Genomic DNA, 22,424 nt, shown 5'->3' on the forward strand with positions numbered 1-22,424 from the left:
CAAAATCGATATAGTTTAAAATTATCATATACTTTCTAATATTAAATTAGCTTTTTGTACAACAAACAAAACTTATGTCAGAAGAGATTAAGGAGAAGAGTTTGAATTTTATTGAAGAGATAGTGGTAGCTGACCTCAAATCAGGTAAGCACAGTGGGAGATTATTGACCCGGTTTCCTCCTGAACCCAACGGCTATCTGCACATAGGCCATGCAAAATCAATTTGCCTCAATTTTGGATTGACTCAGGATTACGGTGGCGGTACCAACCTTCGGTTTGATGATACCAATCCTGTAACCGAAGACACAGAATATGTTGACTCCATCAAGAATGATGTTAAATGGCTGGGATTTAACTGGGTTAATGAATACTACGCTTCTGACTATTTTGATCAGCTTTTTAAATATGCCAAAAAACTAATAACCAAAGGGTTGGCCTATGTCGATGATTCCACTTCGGAAGAAATGGCAACTTTAAAGGGTACGCCCTCACAGCCCGGATCCAACAGCCCATACCGGAACCGAAGCATTGAAGAGAACCTTCAACTATTTGAGGCCATGGCCAATGGTGAATTCCCTGAAGGAAGTAAAGTATTACGGGCGAAAATAGATATGGCCTCCAGCAATATGCTCATGCGTGACCCTATCATTTACCGTATCAAATACGCCCATCATCATCGGACAGGTGATAAGTGGTGTATTTATCCTATGTACGACTTTGCTCATGGTCAGTCAGACTCGATTGAGGGTATCACTCACTCAATATGTACGCTGGAGTTTGTTTCACACCGCGAATTGTATGATTGGTTTTTGGAAAAACTCGAAATTTTCCCTTCAAAACAATACGAATTTGCCCGGCTCAATCTCTCCTATACCGTGATGAGCAAAAGGAAACTTTTGCAACTTGTCAACGAGAAGAATGTATCGGGATGGGATGACCCACGCATGCCTACTATTTCGGGTATGCGTAGAAGAGGATTTCCTGCCAAAGCGATTGTGGATTTTTGTGATCGTATTGGCATTCAAAAACGTGACAATCTGATAGATGTAAGTTTGCTTGAGTTTTTTGTAAGAGAAAATCTCAACAAAACCGCAGCCCGTGTGATGGCGGTTTTCAATCCATTGAAAGTTACAATTACGAATTTCCCTTCGGATATTGATAGTATTGAATGTAACCTTGAAAACAATCCGGAAATTCCTGAGAGTGGATCAAGGACGGTGAATTTTACCAAAGAATTGTTGATTGAAAAAGACGATTTCATGGAAAATCCTCCCAATAAATACTTCAGACTTTCGCCGGGAAAAATGGTGAGATTAAAAGGGGCGTTTATCATTCAATGTGAAGAGGTTGTTCACGATGAAAACGGTGAGGTGACTGAAATAAAATGTTCTTATATCCCGACTTCAAAAAGCGGTCAGGACGAAAGTGGTATAAAAGTAAAAGGGGTGATTCACTGGCTACCGGCAACCGAATCGCTGGAAGCAGAAGTAAGAATTTATGACCGACTCTTCAAAGTGGAAGATCCAAGCTCTGAAGAAGGTGATTTTAAGGCCTTTATCAATGAGGACTCACTGGTAATCACCAGGGCATTTGTAGAGCCATCTTTAAAATCTTTTGAAGCGGGTACAAAATACCAGTTTATCAGAAATGGTTATTACGCCGCAGATATTGATTCAACTCCGGAAAAACTAATTTTCAACAAAACTGTAGGTTTGAAAGAAGGTTTTAAAATTTAAAAAAAAGCAGAATATTTAAGAAAGTTTGTTTGTAGTTTTGACTCAAACAAACTTTTTTTTTGAAAAATTCTTAAAAAAATGACACGTAACAGCACCCATAGGATACACTCAGAAGTAAGATTTTTGGAAGGGCCACAGAGCCGCTGGAAAGAATTCAGATTTGTATTGGATGTAATGTGGGAATTTATCAAAGGCTTCAGAATATTACATTTTGTGGGCCCTTGCGTAACAATATTTGGTTCAGCAAGATTTGATGACAATAACCGGTATTATCACGAAGCCCGGCATATTGGTGCAGAACTGGCAAAAATGGGCTTCACAATTCTGACCGGTGGTGGTCCCGGAATCATGGAGGCAGCCAACCGTGGTGCCAAAGACGTAGGCGGTAAATCGATAGGCTGCAATATTGTGCTTCCACACGAGCAAAAACCCAACCCTTATCTTGATAAATGGGTGGACTTCAAATACTTTTTTGTAAGAAAAACCCTGCTTATCAAATACTCTTATGCATTTGTGATTTGCCCGGGTGGTTTTGGGACCTTAGATGAGTTTTTTGAAGCCCTGACCTTGATACAGACCGGCAAGATTTCCAAATTTCCTGTAGTTATATTTAATGACGGATACCATTGTCATATCATTGAGCATATAGATAAAATGCTGGAAGAAAGGACTATTTCAGAACATGATAAAAAAATGTATCTGATTACAAATCAGGTTGATGAAGCGATTTCCTTCATTAAATCTCGAATTGGCAATGATTTGGGTTTAAAAATTGTTTCTAAAAGCTAAACCAATCAGAAATAATATTCATTTTTTTATATTTTTTTTCAATTAATAAATTATCTGAAAAAAAATAAAGATTAAAATTGGATTAAAAAGAAATTAAAATATTTAATTGCCATCGGAATTTTTAAAATGATTGGAAATGTTTAGACGGCAAATGTTTTTGATGTACACCATCCTGTTCATGATAGGGATGGGTTTGCATGTGCCATCAAAAAAAGAAATTTCCGGCTCTCTTCATTCAAATGCTTATTTAAAAGCTCATTCTGGTCCTGACGAAAAATTTATTTTCCGATTTCTGAATGAAAAATTAGAAGAAAAAGAGGAAGAAGATAACCATGAAGATCAACAGGATCTTTTCATAATTCCTGCACAATTTACTGACATAACCTTTAATTACACATCTTTCATAATACAAAACCCTACAAATCAAACTGTTGGGTCATTCTATAATAAAAGCAGACTATATATTCTAGTCCGAAACCTCAGGATTTAAGATTCATATCTATCCTAATTTCAAACCGGGCTTTATGCCCTGATTAAAATTTCATTTTAATTTTTACCTCTTTTCTTAATGAAAAAAGAAAAATCAAATTTCGGATTTGACTTAGATCATGTTTTGCATGAACTTCACCATTACCTACCGGCACAAGCTCCTTTAAAGGATTTTGTTCATCATAATACTTTGCACGCTTTTCAGCATCTGAATTTTCATAATGGGATGCAAAAAGCAGCCCAAATATTTGGTTATCAGGTATATTTAACTTTAGCAGAATACAAAGAATTATTCCAAAAAGGAAAAATAAATGAAGCGATTCTCGAAAATAGAATAATTGAAAATAAGGGAAAAGGAAATCTTTCGCTCTGGAAGGAAAAATTACTGGAAGTTGACTACGATGAAACCCATAGTCAAAGAATTGGTCGATTTAGAAAAATTTGGAAATCAAAATATAAAATCAATCTCGACAAATATGTGCACCCCAAACTCTTCAGATCAGTTGGTGCATTTCTTGACCAGGGGATAAGTATTGCCAAATTTCCCTTCCATGACAAACTATTTTTGGAAGCTTTAAGGAATATTGAAAAAAACAGTCATACCAGTATTTTCAAAACTCAAAGAGCCCAAAATATTTTATTAAATGAAAAAAATCCACTGGATGTATTGCTAAAAATTGTCGTTGGCGACGAAAATTTCTATGAGAGTTATTTGTTTGAACAGCAGTTTGGTCATCCAGGGTGGTCAGGAATGGTGTGTGCTATTGAAAAAAGGCCTCAGTCGCTATTGGACAAACGCAGAATTTCTATCAAAGAATTTATTATTTATGAGCTATTGATAGAATTGGACCAACTCGATCAGCTTTATGGAGAAGTATGGAAACCAATAAGTGAGAGTCTGCCAGAAAACTTTGAAAGCGATTTATTCAAAGAAATTCCAAAATCAGAACTTTTTGAAGTTTACAAAATTTGGCAGGAGGCTTATGAATGGTCTTATTATGATCAGGTTATCAAAGGATTACAGAAAAAACAAGAAACCAAAAGCTCTGAGAAAAAAAGTTTCCAGGCGTTGTTTTGCATTGATGACCGCGAGTGCTCTATCAGGCGACACATTGAACAGATAGTCCCTGATGCAGAGACTTTTGGAGTGGCTGGCTTTTTCAACGTGGCATTTTTCTTTCAGCCTGAGCAGAGCAAATTTACGACCAAGGTATGTCCGGCACCAATGACACCCGACATCCTGATTAAAGAAGAAGATGCGGAAAAAAGGCACAAAAGGGACAACCATTTCAACCGACACACTTATGGCTTTTTTGGTGGATTGATTATCGCTCCAACTTTGGGTTTGTGGTCGGCACTGAAAATGGGAAAAAGCATACTTTTCCCTTCAGAATCGCCCGCGATGGTTTCTTCTTTTAAGCATATGGACAAATATGGAAAGCTAACCATAGCCTACAAAGGCAAGAAAAGTCAGGGCTTGCAGGTAGGTTTTACGCTGGAAGAAATGATCGAAAAAACCGAAGGTTTACTAAAAAGTATAGGTTTGGTTGAAAATTTCGCACCCCTGGTTTATATCATGGGCCATGGTGCCAGCAGTGTAAACAACACGTATTATGCCGGTTATGATTGCGGGGCCTGTTCAGGCAGAGCAGGATCAGTCAATGCACGGGTTGCCAGTATTCTTGCCAATGACCCTCAAGTCAGAGCCGGACTACGTGAAAGAGGTATAAATATTCCTGATTCAACCTGGTTTGTGGCTGCACTTCACGACACAACTCGTGATGAAGCCGACTATTTCGATGAAGATCTTCTTCCGAATAATTTGAAAGAAAGTCATAAAAATTATAAATCTGTAATTCAGCAGGCATTAAGTGCCAATGCCAAAGAGAGGTCCAGAAGATTTTTGATGACCAACACCAAAAGATCGGCAGAAAAAGTACACGCTGAGGTAAAAAAACGTTCGATATCCTTGTTTGAGCCACGCCCAGAATGGAATCACGCCACCAATACACTCTGCGTAGTCGGTAAAAGAGAAAACAACAAACATTTGTTTTTTGATCGGCGGGCATTTCTCAATTCATACGATTATGCAATTGATCATGACGGTTCCATTTTATCAGGGATTTTGAACGCCATCGCTCCGGTGTGCGGAGGTATTAATCTCGAATACTATTTCTCAAGGGTGGACAACTACCGCCTGGGAGCAGGTTCAAAACTCCCTCACAATGTGGTAGGGCTAATAGGCCTCTCCAACGGCATGGATGGAGACCTGCGACCCGGATTACCTGTGCAAATGATCAATATTCATGATCCGTTAAGGCTGTTGATTACTATTGAACATTATCCGAAAGAAGTTTTACGGATAATGCAAATCAATCCGGCTACCTATGAATGGTTTATCAATAACTGGATAAATCTGGTAGTGATTCATCCCGAAACTAAGGAGGCTTTTGTTTTTGATCAGGGTAATTTTAAACCTTATGAAATTATTACCGACAAAATTGAAGTGGCCAATAATCTGGAAGAAATTTTCGAGAATGAACATGGCAATTTACCCATCTTAGAAATTATCAGAGATTAAACATGGAGACAAATAATATAATTTTAGGTTTTGTGCTAATACCGTTTATCGGTTTTATCGCGAGTTTGTTTTTTTCGAAAAAACGAGAATCTGCGATCTCCTGGCTGGCAATTATCACCACTGCTTCACAATTAATCCTTGTGATTTACTATATGATAATTTGGATACTTAAAGGTACCCCAAAAACCAATATTCAGGAAATAGTACTTTACAGCTCAAATGAATACCAATTTTTAATTGATTTTTATTTTGATAAAATCACCATGACCTATCTGTTGGTGGGTAGTTTTATCACTTTCCTGATAACCCGGTACAGCCAGTATTATATGCATCTTGAAAATGGATACAAAAGGTTTTTTAATACAGTGTTATTCTTTTTCCTGGGTTACAACTGGACCGTAATTTCAGGTAATTTCGAAACGCTGTTTATGGGTTGGGAAATGCTGGGAATATCGTCATTCTTACTGATTGCATTTTACAGAGAAAGGTATCTGCCTGTGAGAAATGCTGTGAAAGTTTTCACCATTTACCGGATTGGAGACGTTGGAATATTGGCAGCGATGTGGGCAAGCCATCATTTATGGCACGAAAATATCAATTTCGTAAAACTCAGCAATTATCATTTGGTTCATGAACATCTTATGAGCCATAGTGAAACGGGCATATTCATAGGCATTGCGTTACTTGTAGCTGCAGCAGCGAAGTCGGCCCAAATTCCATTTTCATCATGGCTACCCAGAGCTATGGAAGGGCCAACACCCTCAAGTGCAATTTTCTATGGGTCATTATCTGTGCATTTTGGAGTTTTTTTACTGCTTCGCACCTATCCGTTTTGGGAACAACAAATGGCAGTAAAAATATTGATTGCTCTCACCGGATTGGTTACGGCTATTATTTCCTTTTTTATTACGAGGGTGCAATATTCCATAAAACCCCAGATTGCTTACAGCTCAATAACGCAGATTGGGTTAATTTTTATTGAGGTAGCTCTTGGTTTTCATATTCTTGCTTTGATTCATTTTGCAGGAAATGCTTTCTTGAGAACTTACCAATTATTAATCTCTCCTTCTACGGTGAGTTATTTGATTCGTGACCAGCATTATAATTTTCATCCGGTTGAAAATCAGAAAACTAACAAGCTAATAAATACTTTATATATTCTTTCGATCAGAGAATGGAATCTGGATTCTATTTTGAATAAAAAAATATTCAATCCTTTAAAAAACATTGGAAAGTCTCTCAATTTCTTATCCCCGAAGAATGTATTTTATTATTTTTTCCCTTTTTACCTTTTAGGCTTGTTTCTGTTTTTCAATCAGGAATACATCCCAAAAGACATGTATGAATATATACCTTTTACATATGCACTTTCGGGATTAATTATGGTTTTAAAATCATTTTCGGAGCGACTCCATCCCCGACTTGCCTGGATTTTGATTCTGTTCAATCATTTCAGTTTGGTATTGGCGGTGTCATTTAATGAGCATTTTGAATTCCGTGAGACATTGATATTCCTAAGCGGAGTATCAGTATCCGGAATAATCGGATATCTGAGTTTGGCAAGATTAAAAAAGCTGGAGCCAGATTATTTTGACCTGAATGAATATTACGGACATATCAGTAAATATCCGATTCTGGGTTTTGTCTTTCTGATTGCTATGTTGGGATTAACCGGTTTTCCGATTACACCTTCTTTTATTGGTGAGGATTTGCTTTTCAGCCATATTAAGCAAAACCAGTTTTTTCTGGGCATGTTTACCGCTCTGAGTTTTATCATCAGTGGTATAGCATTAATCAGAATATATGCCAGATTGTTTTTGGGACCACAGCAAAACCCTATGCAATCAAACCCAATAAAATCTTCTTAAAATATTTTTTTCAGAATAAATAAAGCATTAAAAAACAATAACATGAGTAATTATTTAAAGAATTTACCAAAAGACGGTTGGGCCGGTTTCAAAGAGAGTTTCTCTTCAGATTCCATTTCCGGATTCATCGTTTTCTTATTGGCTCTTCCACTTAGTTTGGGCATAGCCAAGGCTTCAGAATTCCCTCCAATCATGGGTCTTCTAACAGCCATTATTGGCGGAGTGGTTGTGAGTTTTCTTGCAGGATCACCGCTTACAATTAAAGGTGCCGCGGCGGGTTTGATAGTAATCGCTGCTGAATGTGTAGCTGAATTCGGTGGTGGCGAAACAGGCTGGCATCTTGCACTGGGTGCAATTGTTGTGGCCGGTGTGGTTCAGGTTCTGTTTGGGCTATTTAAATTAGGAAAACTTACCGACATTTTTCCGCTTTCTGCAGTTCATGGAATGCTGGCAGCAATTGGAATTATTATTATTTCAAAACAAATACCGATTTTACTGGATATTGACCCGGCCCTGACCAAAGGAAAAAGCACTTTTGAGTTAATCGGAAATATTCCATATTATTTTATGCACCTTGACCCAAAGGCTACTTTGATCGGAATCGTAAGTCTGGCGGTGATGCTGATCTGGCCTATGCTTTCAGAGTCTCCATTGAAAAAAATTCCGGCACCTTTAGTGGTTCTGTTATTTGCAATTCCTGCCGAGCTAATGCTAGATTTCCAAACCACTGAGCCTATTTATGCATTGGTACATTTAGGCAATTTGGTTGACAGTATTAAAATCAATGTGAGTTTTGATGGTGTGCATGAAATAGGGGTATTCACAAAATACGTAATCATGTTTGCCTTGGTAGGAAGTCTTGAGTCACTTTTGACCGTAAAGGCCATCGACATGATTGACCATTATAAAAGAAAATCAAATACCAACAAAGACCTCATAGCAGTGGGAATAGGAAACATCATAGCCGGTGTTTTGGGTGGTTTACCTATGATTTCAGAGGTAGCACGTAGCTCGGCCAATGTTGCCAATAAGGCACGCACACGCTGGGCAAACTTCTTCCATGGATTCTTTATTTTGGTTTTTGTATTGTTTGCTTCACATTTGATTGAGCTCATTCCCAATACTGCCCTGGCCGCAATGTTGATTACGGTGGGAATCAGACTGGCACATCCTAAAGAGTTTATGCATGCATTGCATATTGGTAAAGAGCAACTTTTCATTTTTGTTGTGACTATCATTTTTACTTTATGGATTGACCTTTTAGTGGGAATTGCCGCTGGTATGTTGGCTGAGATTATCATCAATCTCCTGAACGGAAAACCGCTTTCGGTTATATTCAAAACGCCAACTGAGGTTTCGTTTACCGAAAACAAATACCTGGTTAAAATCAGCAAAGCGGCTGTATTTACCAATTTTATGGGTATAAAAAGAAAATTGGAAGCTTTGCCACCCCAGTTTTATGTAGAAATAGACCTTGAAGATACCCTTTTGGTTGATCACTCAGTGATGGACAACCTTCATAATTTCAAAAATTCTTATGAAAATGAAGGAGGAAAAGTGGTAATCAAAGGTCTTGACAAGCATAAGCCTTTGTCGGGGCATGCTGCATCGGCACGTAAAAAAGTATCCTAGTCTTTTTTAATCAGGGGTTTCCTTTAGGGTTTTTGGAAACTCCCTGATTTTTTTATGAAATTTCCGGAAATATTTTTTGCAAATAATCCCATGATCTCTTCTTTTTTTGGGCTTAACAATAAACCATTTTAGCTCAAAATCAATCTGTTTTCTTGAAAAATAATTTCCGGAATGTTAATTACATCATTCCCTGGATTCATTTTGCAATATTTTAATTGAAATCTCAATGAAGAATTACATAAAAATATTAACGATTTTATCTGTCATTTCAAACCAGCTCAATGCCCAAACTATCTCTCATAATAATGACATTTGGTTGCATTATTTCGGAAAATTTAACCTCAAAGGTCGCAGTTCGGTGAGTTTTGAAGCTACCAGCCGTTATGCCAACGGTTTCTCTGAAAAACAACAATATTTCATAAGGCCATCGGTTGACTATAAATTTTCAAAAAATCTAACTGGCAGTGTTGGGTACTCACATTACAAAACCTATGTATATGGAAAACCGGCCATTAATAAAATCCCCATTCCGGAAAACCACGCTTGGTTACAAGCCACTATAATCAGCCAAATATCAAAATTAAAAATTACCAACCGGCTCCGGGATGAGAACCGTTGGGTGGGTATTGCCGGAAATGAAAACAATAGCAATGAGCTCACTATTGTTGATTATACCTATCGAAACAGGCTACGTCATATGATTTTGGCCATTTACCCCATCATCAAGATATCTAAAAAATACCAGTTAAGTGCAATAGCAGGTGATGAGGCTTTCTATAACATTGGAAAATATGCAGGAGCCACTTTTTTGAACCAAAACAGAATAATTGGAGGGATGGGTCTCACCATAAATCCTCATATACAGTTTCAACTGGCCTATATACACCAGCATATCTGGAATTTCAGCAATACTATCAGAGAATCAAATCCTACGGTCAGGTTTTCGGTTTATACCAACGTTGATCTTTTTGGTTCAAAAAATCAGTGAGTTTTTGGTAAAATCCTTTTTGCAGCCATTAAAATATTAACCTTCGCAATACAATATTAAACAGTATTTAAAAAATAATTATGATGGGCAATTCAACACCCCTCATTCTTAGCAATTGCATAAATCACTTTTCCTGAAACGGTGAGATTGAATACTTTATCATCCACTGTCGGATGGAGTAGTTCCCAGTGTTTTCCTTTATCAGAAGATCTGTAGATGCCTTTGGGGTGACCGCAATAAAAATAATTGCCTGCCTGTATCACATTCGCAATGTTAGCATGCGGAGGAAGTCCGGCATCAATGGCCTGCCAGGTTTTTCCGTCATCTTTTGAAGTTCTCACCCTTCGGGTCTTTGAAGTGGTGTTATATGTAATACCCACAAATCCATCTTTTATACGGGCAAGATAAATACCTACCCCACCCTCACTTACAGCTTTTTTCCAACTTACCCCATTATCTGTTGAACGGATGATTCCTTCCTGACTGGTAGCCAATAGCACCCCATTGGTCTCCTGAATATTCCCCATAGAACCTTTATGCACTTTTTTCCAGGTCTTTCCACCATCTGAAGACCTGAAGAGTCCATTATCCCCGGCAATCATAAAGACGCCACTTTTTAATTCGGTTAAATTTCCGGGATTTTCATCAATAGGAAGGTTTTTGAAAACAGGTGACCATGTATTTGTTCCTGGATTTTTCTTCGAAATCTTTCCATTGTAGGCAACTGCATACATTCCCGACTTACACATTGAAATTTCACCATGTATTTTGAGTGCAGGGTCTTTTTCCCAGGCAGGAGACAATGAATTTGAATTTCTAGTATACATTTCATCTTTTGAGTGTATGTAAAGCTTATTACTGTTTGTTAAAAATTCAGGGTCCTCCATGTGTGCGGGCAAGCCATTGCTGATATCCTGCCAGGTTTTGCCATAGTCAAGTGACTGAAAAATCACATTACTTCCACCAAAATCGCTACTTTTGAGAAACTGAGGCATGGGTTTTAAGAAAGGATTCTCGGAAACCGGAAACAGAAAAACTAAAATTTGAAAAATGACTAAAAAAGATACTTTCAAAATATTCATTGCAAAAAATGGTTTCGTGAAATAATAGGGTAAAAGTATGTTGATAAAATTTTAGGGAATTATTAATTATGTAAAAATGTGTAAAGGAATTGTAAAATAATAAATGTAATACTTTTTACCCGGGAGTTCCAATGATTTGAAAAAAGTCTCCGGAATTCTAAAACTGCGATAAACCGACATAAAAAATGTTAACATTTTCAGAAGAATTTGTACTTAAATATCGAATTTGAAAACTTTCTATCAAAAGAATACCACCTAATCGGATTGATGCTTATATATTATTAAATTTCATATCCGGAAGCCATATTTTGTGAATTGCCGGTAATTAAGATGTGTTTTTTTCAGTATTCCTTCTACAATAATTTTTCTGGTGATTTTACTTTTCACCAAAAAAACAATTGCCTTCCAGCTTTTCGAAACCTAAAATTTCCTTTAAATTTTCGCAGTCCAAATTATTATCATCTAGGGGGTTTTATTTTCTTAAAAATTGGAAAACTAACTTTTCTAAATAAAGCAAAATACTTCAGAAAAATCCATATAAACAGATTGTTTAACGCATTGAGATTGTTGATCTTTTGAAATAAATCATATATTGTAATGAGCCGTAAATCAAAATACTACTTTTTATCCTTTATAAAACACGATTTCAAGTCAAGTATTACCGTTTTTTTTGTTGCATTACCTCTTAGTTTAGGTGTAGCACTTGCTTCTGATGTACCCTTGATCTCAGGATTAATTGCTGCTGTAATCGGGGGTATCGTGGTGTCAATTTTCAGTGGTTCACACATGAGTGTAAGTGGTGCTGCAGCCGGACTTACTGCTATCTGTGCCCAGGCCATTGCCGATCTCGGAAGTCTGGAGTTTTTCTTTTGGGCTGTAAGCATTGCAGGGGTATTCCAAATATTATTGGGGCTATTTAAGATTGGCGGCTTCACTCACCTGGTACCCTCGGCGGTAATCAAAGGGATGCTGTCGGCAATCGGTATCCTGCTGATTTCAAAGCAGATACCCACCGTTCTCGGTTACAACAAACCTGATTTTTGGAACGACACCCTTTTTAACCTATTGACGCTCAACCACATTTTTGGCACTTTGCAGTCATTTGCATTAAGTATTTCGCCCGGAATTATTATAATTTCAATTTTTACTTATGCCCTGTTTTGGGTTTTAGAGAAATATTTTGAAGCTCTGACCAAGATTTTCCCTACTACATTTCTGGTAGTAACCCTATCGAGTGGATTTGCCTGGATCTTGTTTTTGCTTTTTCCCGACCGACTCAGTATCGACGCTTCACATTTTGTAAATATTCCCACTGATACATTCAAAGATTTCAAGCTAAATTTATTTAATGCCAATATTTTAAACAGCAATATCTGGAGAAGTGCCGTTGTGATAGGTTTTGTTGCTTCTTTAGAAACCCTCTTAAGTCTTGAGGCGGTGGACAAAATGGACCCGCATCACAAGATTTCTCCCCAAAACAAGGAACTGTTTGCACAAGGTATCGGAAATTTCTTCAGTGGCATTTTGGGTGGACTACCGGTTACCTCCGTGATTGTAAGAAGCAGTGCCAATATACAAGCCGGTGCCCGGACCAAAACCTCTGCTATCATGCATGGGGTATGGATTCTTCTTGCCATAACCCTGGCTTTGCCAATAATAAATAAAATCCCTTATGCGATTCTTGGGGTAATCCTGATCAGAACGGGTTATAAACTCGCCAACCCAAAAATGATTATGGCTTTGGCGAAACAGGGACGTGAGCAACTCCTTCCTTTTGTGTTTACAGTTGGCTCTATTTTGTTTACTGATTTGCTCATTGGTGTGGTGATTGGCTTTGTGTATTCTATCTTTTTTATCATCAAACATACTTACAGGGCAGGTTATACATATCATGTCAATCAGACGGGTCATAATCCCCACTATGTAATTGACCTGGCCAACAATGTGAGTTTTTTAAACAAGAAAAAGATAATGGAGCTGCTGGATCAAATTCCCGAATATGCCATCGTAGAAATCAATGGAGAGGATTCGGTGTATATTGATTATGACATACTGGAAATCATTGAAGAATACAAACAAAAAGCTCACATTAAACATATTGAGCTTAGAATGAAAGGAATCTCCAAAGTTTCGGTTTTGAGGCATCATTGAGGAGGAATTATAAACTCAAAGAATAATTGCGTTCATTTACATTCTCCATAGTTTTGTGTTTTTAAAGAAAAATCGCATTAATTTTATATCCAATTGTCATGCTGGATATGAAAGCCCTTTTCGCTCATTTTGATACCTTTTTAAAGCTTTCGGATAATGCCGCTGAAGAATTGGAATCTATTACAATTCTTCAGTCTTTAAAGAAAAATGAAATTTTGCAGGATATAGGGCACACCTGCCGTACTATTTATTTTATTAAAAAAGGCCTTGCCCGCATATATTATTACAAAGATGGCAATGACATCACCGAACATTTTGCTTTTGAAAATGAAATTGTAGTGAGGGTAGAGAGCCTTTTTCGTGGAAATCCATCTTCAAAAGGGATTCAAATGCTGGAGGATTCTGAAGTCATGGCCATCAATGCTACGCAATTGTTCAAACTTTATGACAAATATCCCGACATTGAACGGCTTTTTAGGTTAATATTTGAAAATGAGCATATTAAAACACTCCAAAGACTCGAAAGCCTGCAGTTTCATAATGCCACCGAACGTTATGCTGAGCTTTCAAAAAAACCTGAAACACTACAAAGAATTCCTCTAAAACATATCGCTTCCTATCTGGGAATCACACAGGTAAGCCTGAGCAGAATCAGGGCTACAGTCAAATGATTATTTAGGTTCATTTCGTGTTAAGAAAAGTGTATAATAAATAAGAATCTAGGTAATGTAACATTATTGAAATTAATTGTTCTAAGTTTTAAAGTCAATTAAAAACGATAATATTAGATTTGCTTTATGAGACAGAAAAATTTCCTCTTATTTCTTATTCTTTTTATTGCATTTCAATTTGTGGCGTGTAATCATGAACAGGAACCTAAATTTCGAATTTTGTTCCTTCAATGTTGTCATGACGAATGGAGGGATGTAATGAATAGCGAAATGAAGAGAGAACTTGCCTTTCATCCTGAAATAGAGATGGAGATAATAGAAGCCTATAGCTTTACTGATAAACAGGTAGAACAATTAAAGGAATTAGTTGACAAGAAATTCGACTTACTAATAATAACACCGAATGAAGCTAAACCACTTACCTCAGCGATTGAAGAAATTTACAAGTCTGGGATTCCTGTAATACTTGTAGATAGAAAAACTGACTCCAACAATTATACAGCATTTATTGGTGCTGATAATTATGAAATTGGAGAAACTGCAGGAAGATATATTGCAAGTAAATTTGGAGGAAATGGAAATATTTTAGAGGTTCAACTTGAGATGACATCTTCTCCTGCCATTGAAAGAAACAAGGGATTCATAGATGCAATTTCGGCCTCAAACAATCTAAAAATAGTCAATTCAATTGAAGTAAGAAATGGGATAGAAATTCTTGACACAGAATTACCCAAAATACTAAAAAAATACCCGGAAACGAATATTGTTTTTGCACACACAGATTTTCTTGCATTCTCAGCTTATAAAGTTGCCAAAAAAGCTGGAAAAACTAAGGATTTATTTTTTGTAGGTATAGATGCAATACCCGTAAATAAAGGGATGCGAGATGTTAAAAACGGAACATTGAATGCTACTTTACTTTATCCAACCGGCGGGGCTGAAGCTATTCAAACTGCAGTAAAAATACTAAATAAACAACCCTACAATAAAGACAATAAGCTTTTAACAAATGTAATTAATTCAGAAAACGTAGATATAATGCTCTCTCAAATTCAAAAAATAAAAGAGCAACAGGTTGAAATAGAGCGAGAAATTGTAAAAATTAATGATCTAAATAGGACATATTCTTCTCAGCGAAACAGACTTTATTTTATAAGTGCTTTGCTAACTATTGTGATAATATTGGGAGTCTTTTTATTTTTCCTTTTGCAAGAGAAACAACGCTCTAATAAAACATTGGAAGAAAGGAACAAAGCCATACTTGAACAAAAAAATGAAATAGAAAAAGTTTCAAAACTTGCTAGTAAAGCTACTGAAGATAAAATGCGGTTTTACTCTTATATTTCCCATGAATTTAAAACCCCACTTAGCTTAATTTTAACACCAACAGAAGATTTAATTCAAAGAAATAGTTCTGATAAAAGGGAAATTACTTCAACATTAAAATTAATTTATAAAAATGCAAATCGCCTGTTAGGATTAGTGGACCAATTACTTGAAATGAGGAAGTTGGATGCGGGGAAAATGGAAATTGAATTGAGTAACCAGGATTTGGTCGGTTTTATTAGAGAAATCGTTGACGATTTTAAAGTAAAAGCCAAACAAAAACAAATTGATTTGCAATTTTCAACTCCTTTTAAAGAATTAACGGCATTCTTTGACCCTCAAAAATTGGATAAAGTATTGTTCAATATTGTTTCTAATGCTTTTAAATATACACTGGAAGGCGGTCTTATTCATATTTCAATTTTGAAAAATATTGATAAAATTGAGATAAACATTGCTGATAATGGCATTGGGATGAATGAAGAAGATAAAGAACACGCCTTTGACTTATTTTACAGAGGAAACAAAAATATTTCATTAGGAACAGGATTAGGCTTAGCACTATCACACGAGTTTATTTCGCTGCATGGAGGAGAAATCAATCTTACTTCTGAAAAAGGGAAAGGAACTACATTTAAGATAATACTTCCCGTTATTGAAAGCGATCAGAATTTGTTTGGAAAAAATACATTTATTGAACAAAAAATAAATAAAGAATTTGAAGAAACTGAAACTATAATCCAACCAAATAAGCCAAATCAATCTTTTGAAAACACACTAATTCTTATTGAAGATAATCATGATTTAAACAATTTTTTAACAAAAAAACTTGAAACGACATATACAGTGGTTGCAAATGATAATGCAGAAAAAGGATGGGAAGAAATATTATCTTACATTCCTGATGTTATTATTTGTGATGTAATGTTGCCTGGTATGGATGGTTTCACTTTAACTCAAAAAGTAAAAGCTGATTTCAGAACCTCACATATCCCCGTTATTTTATTGACAGCAAAAAGTCAAATTGAAAGCCAAATTGAAGGGACAAAAGCCGGAGCAGACGCATATATAATGAAACCATTTAACCAGCAGCTATTAGAAGAAAAAATAAAAAGTTTAATTGAAAATCGGGATAGAATGAGGAAACGGTTTTCTAATGAAGTATTAACTCCGAATCATTTACAAAAAGGCGAACGAAGGTTTTTATATGAGTTGAAGCTTTAATTGATAAGAACATTAAAGATAGCACACTTTCGGTTGAAAAATTAAGTCAGGAGCTGGGTATGTCCAGAGTTCAGTTATTTAGAAAAATTTCAGCATTAACAAATAAAAATGTTGCAGATTATATTGGGGAATATAAGCTTCAAAAAGCAAAAATTTTATTAAAGGAACAAGAACTTAACATTGCTGAAATTGCTTATGAATTAGGCTTTAATTCACCCAGCTATTTCACAACATTCTTTAAACAAAAAACTAACCAAACTCCTACGGAATGGAAAAATTCCAATGGGTAACAATAGTGAAATAATTTGTTACAAAATTATAATTATTTCAAATTGTTAAGGTTGTTTTATTACTTAAAATATTAATCTATAGCAACTTATACAATTGAATCAAAATTGATAGTATTTGATTCAATACTGATGTTTTCCCCGATATTATTAAAATAATTTTGGCTCATCAAAAACTTTACAAAGTTTACAATGAATCAAAATTTAAAGATTTTTTTCTGGTCTTTATCAGCAGCCCTGGGAGGTTTTCTATTTGGTTTCGATACGGCAGTAATATCTGGAGTTGAGCAAACACTTCAAAAGCTATGGAACCTAAATGCTTTTGAGCATGGAATTACTGTTTCTATCGCTTTGATCGGAACCGTAATTGGGTCTATAATAGGCGGATTTCCAGCTGATAAATTTGGACGAAAAATCTCACTTTTAATTATTGCCTTACTTTATTTAATTTCTTCAATAGGCACAGCCTATGCTGTTGACTGGCCAATTTTTTTAATTTTCAGATTTTTTGGTGGCCTTGGAGTAGGAGTATCTTCTGTTGTAGCTCCCTTATATATATCCGAAATTGCACCAGCACAAAAACGAGGCAGATTGGTCGCTATGTTCCAATTCAATATTGTTTTTGGTATCCTCATGGCCTATTTATCAAATTTTCTACTTTCCGGAATTGGTGAAAATGCCTGGAGATGGATGTTGGGTGTTCAGGCTTTCCCTTCATTGATTTTTATTATAACAGTATTTTTTATTCCCGAGAGTCCCAGATGGTTGATTTTGAAAAGAGGAGATATCTCCACTGCCAGAACTATTTTAAATACAATTGATGGTGAATCTGCTGAAAAAATAATTGAATCTATAAAAAATACAAAGTCAAAAGTACATGTCAACTTGTTTCAAAAAGCATATAGTAAACCAATTATGCTGGCTGTTTTATTTGCGGTGTTTAATCAAGTTTCCGGAATAAATGCTATTATTTATTTTGCCCCAAGGATCTTTGAAATGGCTGGAATAGGGAAAGATTCAGCGTTACTATCTTCAGCAGGAATTGGCCTGATCAACTTAGTTTCTACATTATTAGGGATTTCTCTAATTGATAAATTTGGCCGTAAAATATTAATGATTGTTGGATCGTGCGGTCTAATACTTACGCTAATTCTGGTAGCACAAGCCTTTTATACAAAAAATATGGGCATGAATGTTCCTTTCTACCTGTTCGCTTACATAACATTTTTTGCTTTTTCACAAGGTGCAGTTATCTGGGTATTTATTTCAGAAATATTTCCTAATGAAGTGAGGGCAAACGGGCAGGCATTAGGAAGTTTTACCCATTGGCTTATGGCATCAATCATCACTTTTACTTTTCCATATATAGCCGAAACCTTCGGTGGAGGTATAGTATTCAGCTTTTTTGCTTTTATGATGGTGCTTCAATTAGTTTTTGCTTTGAAAATAATGCCCGAAACTAAAGGAAAAACGCTTGAAAATATGGAACAAATAATCATTGCTCACTAAGGATATGGAAAATAAAGAAATAGTCTGTTTTGGAGAGATGTTGTGGGATATGTTACCTGCTGGAAAAATGCCTGGAGGTGCTCCAATGAATGTTGCGATTCATTTAAAGAATTTTGGCAATAATGTGAATTTGATTAGCAAGGTAGGAAATGATGATATGGGAATTGAACTGTTGGAATTTGTTGAAAGTTGCGGCCTGCCCACTCATTTTATTCAAAAAAGTGAAACACATTTGACCGGCATTGTAAAGGTTAATCTTGATAATAAAAATAGTGTTACTTATAAGATTGTTGAGCCGGTTGCCTGGGATTATATAGAATTGACTGAAGATGCCCTGGAAATAGCCAGCAAAGCAGATTGTTTGATTTTTGGAAGTCTGGCAGCCCGATCGGCCATTACTTTTAATTCATTAAAAGAATTGTTAAACGTTTCAAAATATCGTGTTTTTGATATCAATCTCAGAAAGCCATTTTTTGAAAAGAGTAATATCAGGTTCTTGCTGGAAAATACTGATTTGCTCAAACTTAATGAGGATGAATTAGAAATTGTTACAGGATGGTTTGACAAAACTGGCACACAACAAGATAAAATTGAAGGTATCTCTGAGCTCTTTGGTGTAAAGACAATTTGTGTTACACTTGGTGAGCGAGGTGCAGTTTTGTACCATAATAACCAGTTTTTCTTCAGTGAAGGATTCCCTGTTGAGGTAAAAGATACAATTGGTAGCGGTGACTCCTTTTTAGCATCATTCATTTCCAATTTTCTTCGAAACGAACCAATTCAGGATGCTTTGACCAAAGCTTGTGCCACTGGAGCAATGGTTGCTCAGCAAGACGGAGCAACACCAAAAGTTAATGAACAGGATGTTCAGTATTTTATAAATAAAAGACTCAAAATGAGCGAATTATAATTAATTATTTAAAAATGTATAACTAAAACTTAACAGAATGATGAAAAAAACTTTATTATCTTTTATTGCAATGTTGCTTTCCCTGCAGCTGGCATTTGCCCAAAGAACCCTTACGGGGACTGTTAAAGGAAGCGATATAAATGACAATCTAATTGGAGCCAGTGTAATTATTAAAGGTACAACTAAGGGTACATCTACTGATGTAAACGGGAAATTCAGTTTGGAGATACCTAAAGAAGGCACAATATTGAATGTTTCGTTTGTTGGCTATCAGCCTAAAGAAGTAGTTGTCGATGGAAGTCAAAATAATCTTTTGATTGAATTGGCTCCGGGAGCTGAATTGAGTGAAGTTGTGGTAGTAGGATATACCACTCAGAAAAAAACAGACTTAACTGGTTCGGTGGCAGTTGTCGATTTAAAACCTGTAAAAAATAATAGTTCGGGAAACCCCATGCAATCACTCCAGGGTAGAGTATCCGGCTTATATATTGAGAAAGATGGCTCACCCAACGGCTCTAATGGAAGAATATTGATTAGAGGGGCAAATACTTTAGGAAATAATGATCCATTATATATCATTGATGGTATTCCAACCACCAGACCAGAGGTTTTCCAAAATATGAATCCTGCAAATATTGAATCAGTGCAAGTACTGAAAGATGCCTCCGCAGAATCAATATATGGTGCAAGAGCCTCCAACGGGGTAATTATCGTAACTACTAAGAACGGTGGTGATACAAATGGAAAAGTTGAATTTCAATTTAATAGTAGCATTTCGACTCAATCAGAGAAATCAATGCGTTTTACAATGCTAAATGCGGTTGATAGAGGTAAGGCACTTTGGCAAGCTTCTATAAACGACGGCCAGGATCCTGCAGCGGGTTACGGAGAAATCTACAATTTTGATTGGAATAATAGCTATTCAAACCCAGTTCTTAATGGAGTAACCGTAAAACCATTTGTGGGTGGAGACCAAAATACTCCGGTTGGAGATACCGATTGGCAGTCAGTTATGTATAAAACAGGTATTGTTACCAAAAACGATTTGACAGCTTCCTACGGTAATAAGTTTTCATCTCTGGAAATCAATTTAGGTCACTTAAAAAATACCGGTATGTTGAAATTTACTGGTTATGAAAGATTAAGTGGAAGTATTAATGCACTGACAAGAGCTTTCAATGATAAAGCCCGCTTTGGAATAAATTTAAGAATTGCAAACTCAAATGAGACGCTTACAGCCAGAGATTTGGGAGGTGCAGCCACTTCATTTCTTGCGGTAACCCTGGCACCAACAATACCGGTTTATCAAAAAGATGGATCAACTTATGCCGGTGCCTCAGGTGGTGGGTATTCCGATAGAAACAACCCACTTCACATGCAGGATATAGCCAAATGGAACAATGCTAACAGGCTGAGTACATTTGGAAATATTTTCCTTGAAATTCAGCCAATAAAAAATTTGTTTATCAAATCAAATTTAGGTGCAGACAATGCAACCTTTCTAAATAAAGTAATAACTCCAACATTCTCTGAAGGGGCATTTAACAGAACTACAAACAGCCTGGCATACGACCAAAATCACTATTTGAGCACGACATGGTCAAATACGGCACGATATAATTATAAACTGAATGATAACAATGATTTCAAATTCCTGGTAGGAACTGAATATATCAAAACTAATCTGGATTATCAGTTCAGCAAAAAAGAAGGATATGCTTTGCAAACTGAAGATTATTTTACCCTTAACGCAGGAACTGGAAATACGACACTAACCGGAAGTTCCACTGGTCATAGTCTTCTTTCTCAATTTGGTAGAATTGATTATAATCATGCTGATAGGTATCTTTTGGCATTAACAGTTAGAAGAGATGGTTCATCACGTTTTGGAGCCGAAAATCGCTTTGGTATTTTCCCAGCTGCCTCAGCCGGTTGGAGAATTGACAAAGAAAATTTCATGGATGGAAATAAGGTTTTTAGTGAACTTAAAGCCAGAGTTGGTGTTGGTCGCGTTGGGAACCAACAGATTGGAGACCTTGCACGATTTGGGCTTTTTGACACCAGATACGGAACAACCCAGGCACAATTGGTTGGTGGTTTTTGGGAACAATATATGAACATTGGCACAGCTTATTCGCTCTCGGGAGCTAATGGCGGTACTTTACCTTCAGGTTTTGTTCAAACTCAAGCGGCAAATTCGGCTTTAAAATGGGAAACTACCGATGAATTAAATGTGGGAGTAGATTTTGCAGTTTTAAAAGATAAACTATTTGGGTCATTTGACTATTTCACAAGAAAAACATCAGGAATTTTGATTACACCACCTGTTGCAGCTACTTTGGGCGAAGGGCAAACCAAAGCTGTAAATGGAGCTTCAAAATCAAATAAAGGTTGGGAGGTTGTATTAGGATATAAAGGAATTACCAATAATAATTTTAGGTATAATATTACTGCAAACTTCACGCATTTCAGGGATAAAATTACAGAACTACCTGAAAATGTCCGCCCAGCCTACGCCGGTAACCTTGTTAATACTATTATTGGGCATTCTCAATTTGACATTTTTGGATATAAAACAGATGGTTTATTCCAATCGCAATCCGAAGTTGATGCAGCACCTGCACAAGTGGGAGCCGGTCCTGGAAGAATTAAATATGTTGACATTAATAATGATGGAAGAATAGATGATTTGGACAGAACATGGATTGGAACTACGCTACCTGCATTGGAATATGGCCTAAGATTAGATTTAGTTTATAAGAAATTGGACTTCTCTGTATTTGGTTCCTGAGTTGCCGGGAGAGAGGGATTTGATGTTTATACTGTATTTAACAATCTTATGCGAAGCAGAGAGAATGTAGGGCCTGGAGTATTTGATGCATGGACACCACAAAATACTAATACTAATGTACCTGCTTTGACTCTAAAAGATAACAATGGTGAAGGACGTACTTCTGATTACTTTATTGTTAATACTTCCTATTTCAAAATGAGAAATATTCAAATGGGTTACAATATTACTCCAAATAAAGTTTTCTCTACGCTTAGAGTTTACGGAATGGCTGAAAACCTGTTTTGGTTTAAAAGTAAAAGTTATTTAAGCCCAGATCCTGAGAGAATAGACCTTGATCCTGTTCCAATTCCTAAAACATTTACTGTGGGCATTAATGCTTTCTTTTAA

At 36.3% G+C, this 22,424-nt stretch carries 14 protein-coding genes and 1 pseudogene; 14 read left to right on the plus strand and 1 reads right to left on the minus strand.

Translation table 11 applies throughout. The features are described from left to right. Positions 1–74: 74 nt before the first annotated feature. From IPP61_21150 to IPP61_21180, 7 genes are all read left to right on the plus strand, one after another. Complete coding sequence (locus IPP61_21150; GenBank protein ID MBL0327631.1) at positions 75–1,736, plus strand: glutamine--tRNA ligase/YqeY domain fusion protein; 1,662 nt, start codon at positions 75–77, stop codon at positions 1,734–1,736. A 78-nt stretch (positions 1,737–1,814) separates the two neighbouring features. Then, positions 1,815–2,525, plus strand: a complete 711-nt coding sequence (locus tag IPP61_21155; GenBank protein ID MBL0327632.1) for a TIGR00730 family Rossman fold protein — start codon at positions 1,815–1,817, stop codon at positions 2,523–2,525. Between the two features lie 136 nt (positions 2,526–2,661). After that, the gene (locus IPP61_21160; GenBank protein ID MBL0327633.1) at positions 2,662–3,015 is read left to right on the plus strand and encodes a hypothetical protein; all 354 of its coding nucleotides are present in this window, start codon (positions 2,662–2,664) and stop codon (positions 3,013–3,015) included. 78 nt (positions 3,016–3,093) lie between these two features. Then, entirely contained in the window at positions 3,094–5,595 is a 2,502-nt protein-coding gene (locus IPP61_21165) for a DUF2309 domain-containing protein (protein ID MBL0327634.1), read from the plus strand. A gap of 2 nt (positions 5,596–5,597) precedes the next feature. Continuing rightward, positions 5,598–7,463, plus strand: a complete 1,866-nt coding sequence (locus IPP61_21170) for a hypothetical protein (GenBank protein MBL0327635.1) — start codon at positions 5,598–5,600, stop codon at positions 7,461–7,463. Positions 7,464–7,505: 42 nt separating this feature from the next. Beyond that, positions 7,506–9,095, plus strand: a complete 1,590-nt coding sequence (locus IPP61_21175; protein MBL0327636.1) for a SulP family inorganic anion transporter — start codon at positions 7,506–7,508, stop codon at positions 9,093–9,095. A gap of 226 nt (positions 9,096–9,321) precedes the next feature. Continuing rightward, positions 9,322–10,083: a DUF2490 domain-containing protein gene (locus IPP61_21180; protein MBL0327637.1), complete on the plus strand. Its 762-nt coding sequence runs from the start codon at positions 9,322–9,324 to the stop codon at positions 10,081–10,083. Between the two features lie 92 nt (positions 10,084–10,175). On the opposite strand, the gene IPP61_21185 is transcribed toward IPP61_21180, so the two are convergent. Beyond that, positions 10,176–11,078, minus strand: coding sequence for an exo-alpha-sialidase (locus IPP61_21185; GenBank protein MBL0327638.1), 903 nt, complete (start codon positions 11,076–11,078; stop codon positions 10,176–10,178). 684 nt (positions 11,079–11,762) lie between these two features. Here IPP61_21185 and IPP61_21190 point away from each other — a divergent pair. The 7 genes and pseudogenes from IPP61_21190 (at position 11,763) to IPP61_21220 (ending at position 22,424) form a co-directional block, all read left to right on the plus strand. Further along, complete coding sequence (locus IPP61_21190) at positions 11,763–13,316, plus strand: SulP family inorganic anion transporter (protein MBL0327639.1); 1,554 nt, start codon at positions 11,763–11,765, stop codon at positions 13,314–13,316. A 107-nt stretch (positions 13,317–13,423) separates the two neighbouring features. Beyond that, on the plus strand, positions 13,424–13,987 hold the full coding sequence (locus IPP61_21195) for a Crp/Fnr family transcriptional regulator (protein ID MBL0327640.1): 564 nt from the start codon (positions 13,424–13,426) through the stop codon (positions 13,985–13,987). Positions 13,988–14,257: 270 nt separating this feature from the next. Next, a complete protein-coding gene (locus tag IPP61_21200) occupies positions 14,258–16,537 on the plus strand; it encodes a substrate-binding domain-containing protein (protein ID MBL0327641.1) in 2,280 nt (759 codons plus the stop codon). A 59-nt stretch (positions 16,538–16,596) separates the two neighbouring features. Continuing rightward, positions 16,597–16,827, plus strand: coding sequence for a helix-turn-helix transcriptional regulator (locus IPP61_21205; GenBank protein ID MBL0327642.1), 231 nt, complete (start codon positions 16,597–16,599; stop codon positions 16,825–16,827). 189 nt (positions 16,828–17,016) lie between these two features. Beyond that, positions 17,017–18,333: a sugar porter family MFS transporter gene (locus IPP61_21210; GenBank protein MBL0327643.1), complete on the plus strand. Its 1,317-nt coding sequence runs from the start codon at positions 17,017–17,019 to the stop codon at positions 18,331–18,333. A 4-nt stretch (positions 18,334–18,337) separates the two neighbouring features. Beyond that, positions 18,338–19,243, plus strand: coding sequence for a carbohydrate kinase (locus IPP61_21215; GenBank protein MBL0327644.1), 906 nt, complete (start codon positions 18,338–18,340; stop codon positions 19,241–19,243). Positions 19,244–19,283: 40 nt separating this feature from the next. Next, positions 19,284–22,424, plus strand: a pseudogene (locus IPP61_21220) (SusC/RagA family TonB-linked outer membrane protein).

This window comes from Cytophagaceae bacterium (assembly GCA_016722655.1).
Lineage (GTDB): Bacteria > Bacteroidota > Bacteroidia > Cytophagales > Spirosomataceae > Leadbetterella.

Coding starts and splice junctions, on each gene's coding strand:
- IPP61_21200 (MBL0327641.1), top strand. CDS start 14,258: ATGAAGAGAGAACTTGCCTTTCATCCTGAAATAGAGATGGAGATAATA.
- IPP61_21185 (MBL0327638.1), bottom strand. CDS start 11,078: ATGCCTCAGTTTCTCAAAAGTAGCGATTTTGGTGGAAGTAATGTGATT.
- IPP61_21205 (MBL0327642.1), top strand. CDS start 16,597: ATGTCCAGAGTTCAGTTATTTAGAAAAATTTCAGCATTAACAAATAAA.
- IPP61_21150 (MBL0327631.1), top strand. CDS start 75: ATGTCAGAAGAGATTAAGGAGAAGAGTTTGAATTTTATTGAAGAGATA.
- IPP61_21210 (MBL0327643.1), top strand. CDS start 17,017: ATGAATCAAAATTTAAAGATTTTTTTCTGGTCTTTATCAGCAGCCCTG.
- IPP61_21175 (MBL0327636.1), top strand. CDS start 7,506: ATGAGTAATTATTTAAAGAATTTACCAAAAGACGGTTGGGCCGGTTTC.
- IPP61_21195 (MBL0327640.1), top strand. CDS start 13,424: ATGAAAGCCCTTTTCGCTCATTTTGATACCTTTTTAAAGCTTTCGGAT.
- IPP61_21160 (MBL0327633.1), top strand. CDS start 2,662: ATGTTTAGACGGCAAATGTTTTTGATGTACACCATCCTGTTCATGATA.
- IPP61_21180 (MBL0327637.1), top strand. CDS start 9,322: ATGAAGAATTACATAAAAATATTAACGATTTTATCTGTCATTTCAAAC.
- IPP61_21155 (MBL0327632.1), top strand. CDS start 1,815: ATGACACGTAACAGCACCCATAGGATACACTCAGAAGTAAGATTTTTG.
- IPP61_21165 (MBL0327634.1), top strand. CDS start 3,094: ATGAAAAAAGAAAAATCAAATTTCGGATTTGACTTAGATCATGTTTTG.
- IPP61_21170 (MBL0327635.1), top strand. CDS start 5,598: ATGGAGACAAATAATATAATTTTAGGTTTTGTGCTAATACCGTTTATC.
- IPP61_21215 (MBL0327644.1), top strand. CDS start 18,338: ATGGAAAATAAAGAAATAGTCTGTTTTGGAGAGATGTTGTGGGATATG.
- IPP61_21190 (MBL0327639.1), top strand. CDS start 11,763: ATGAGCCGTAAATCAAAATACTACTTTTTATCCTTTATAAAACACGAT.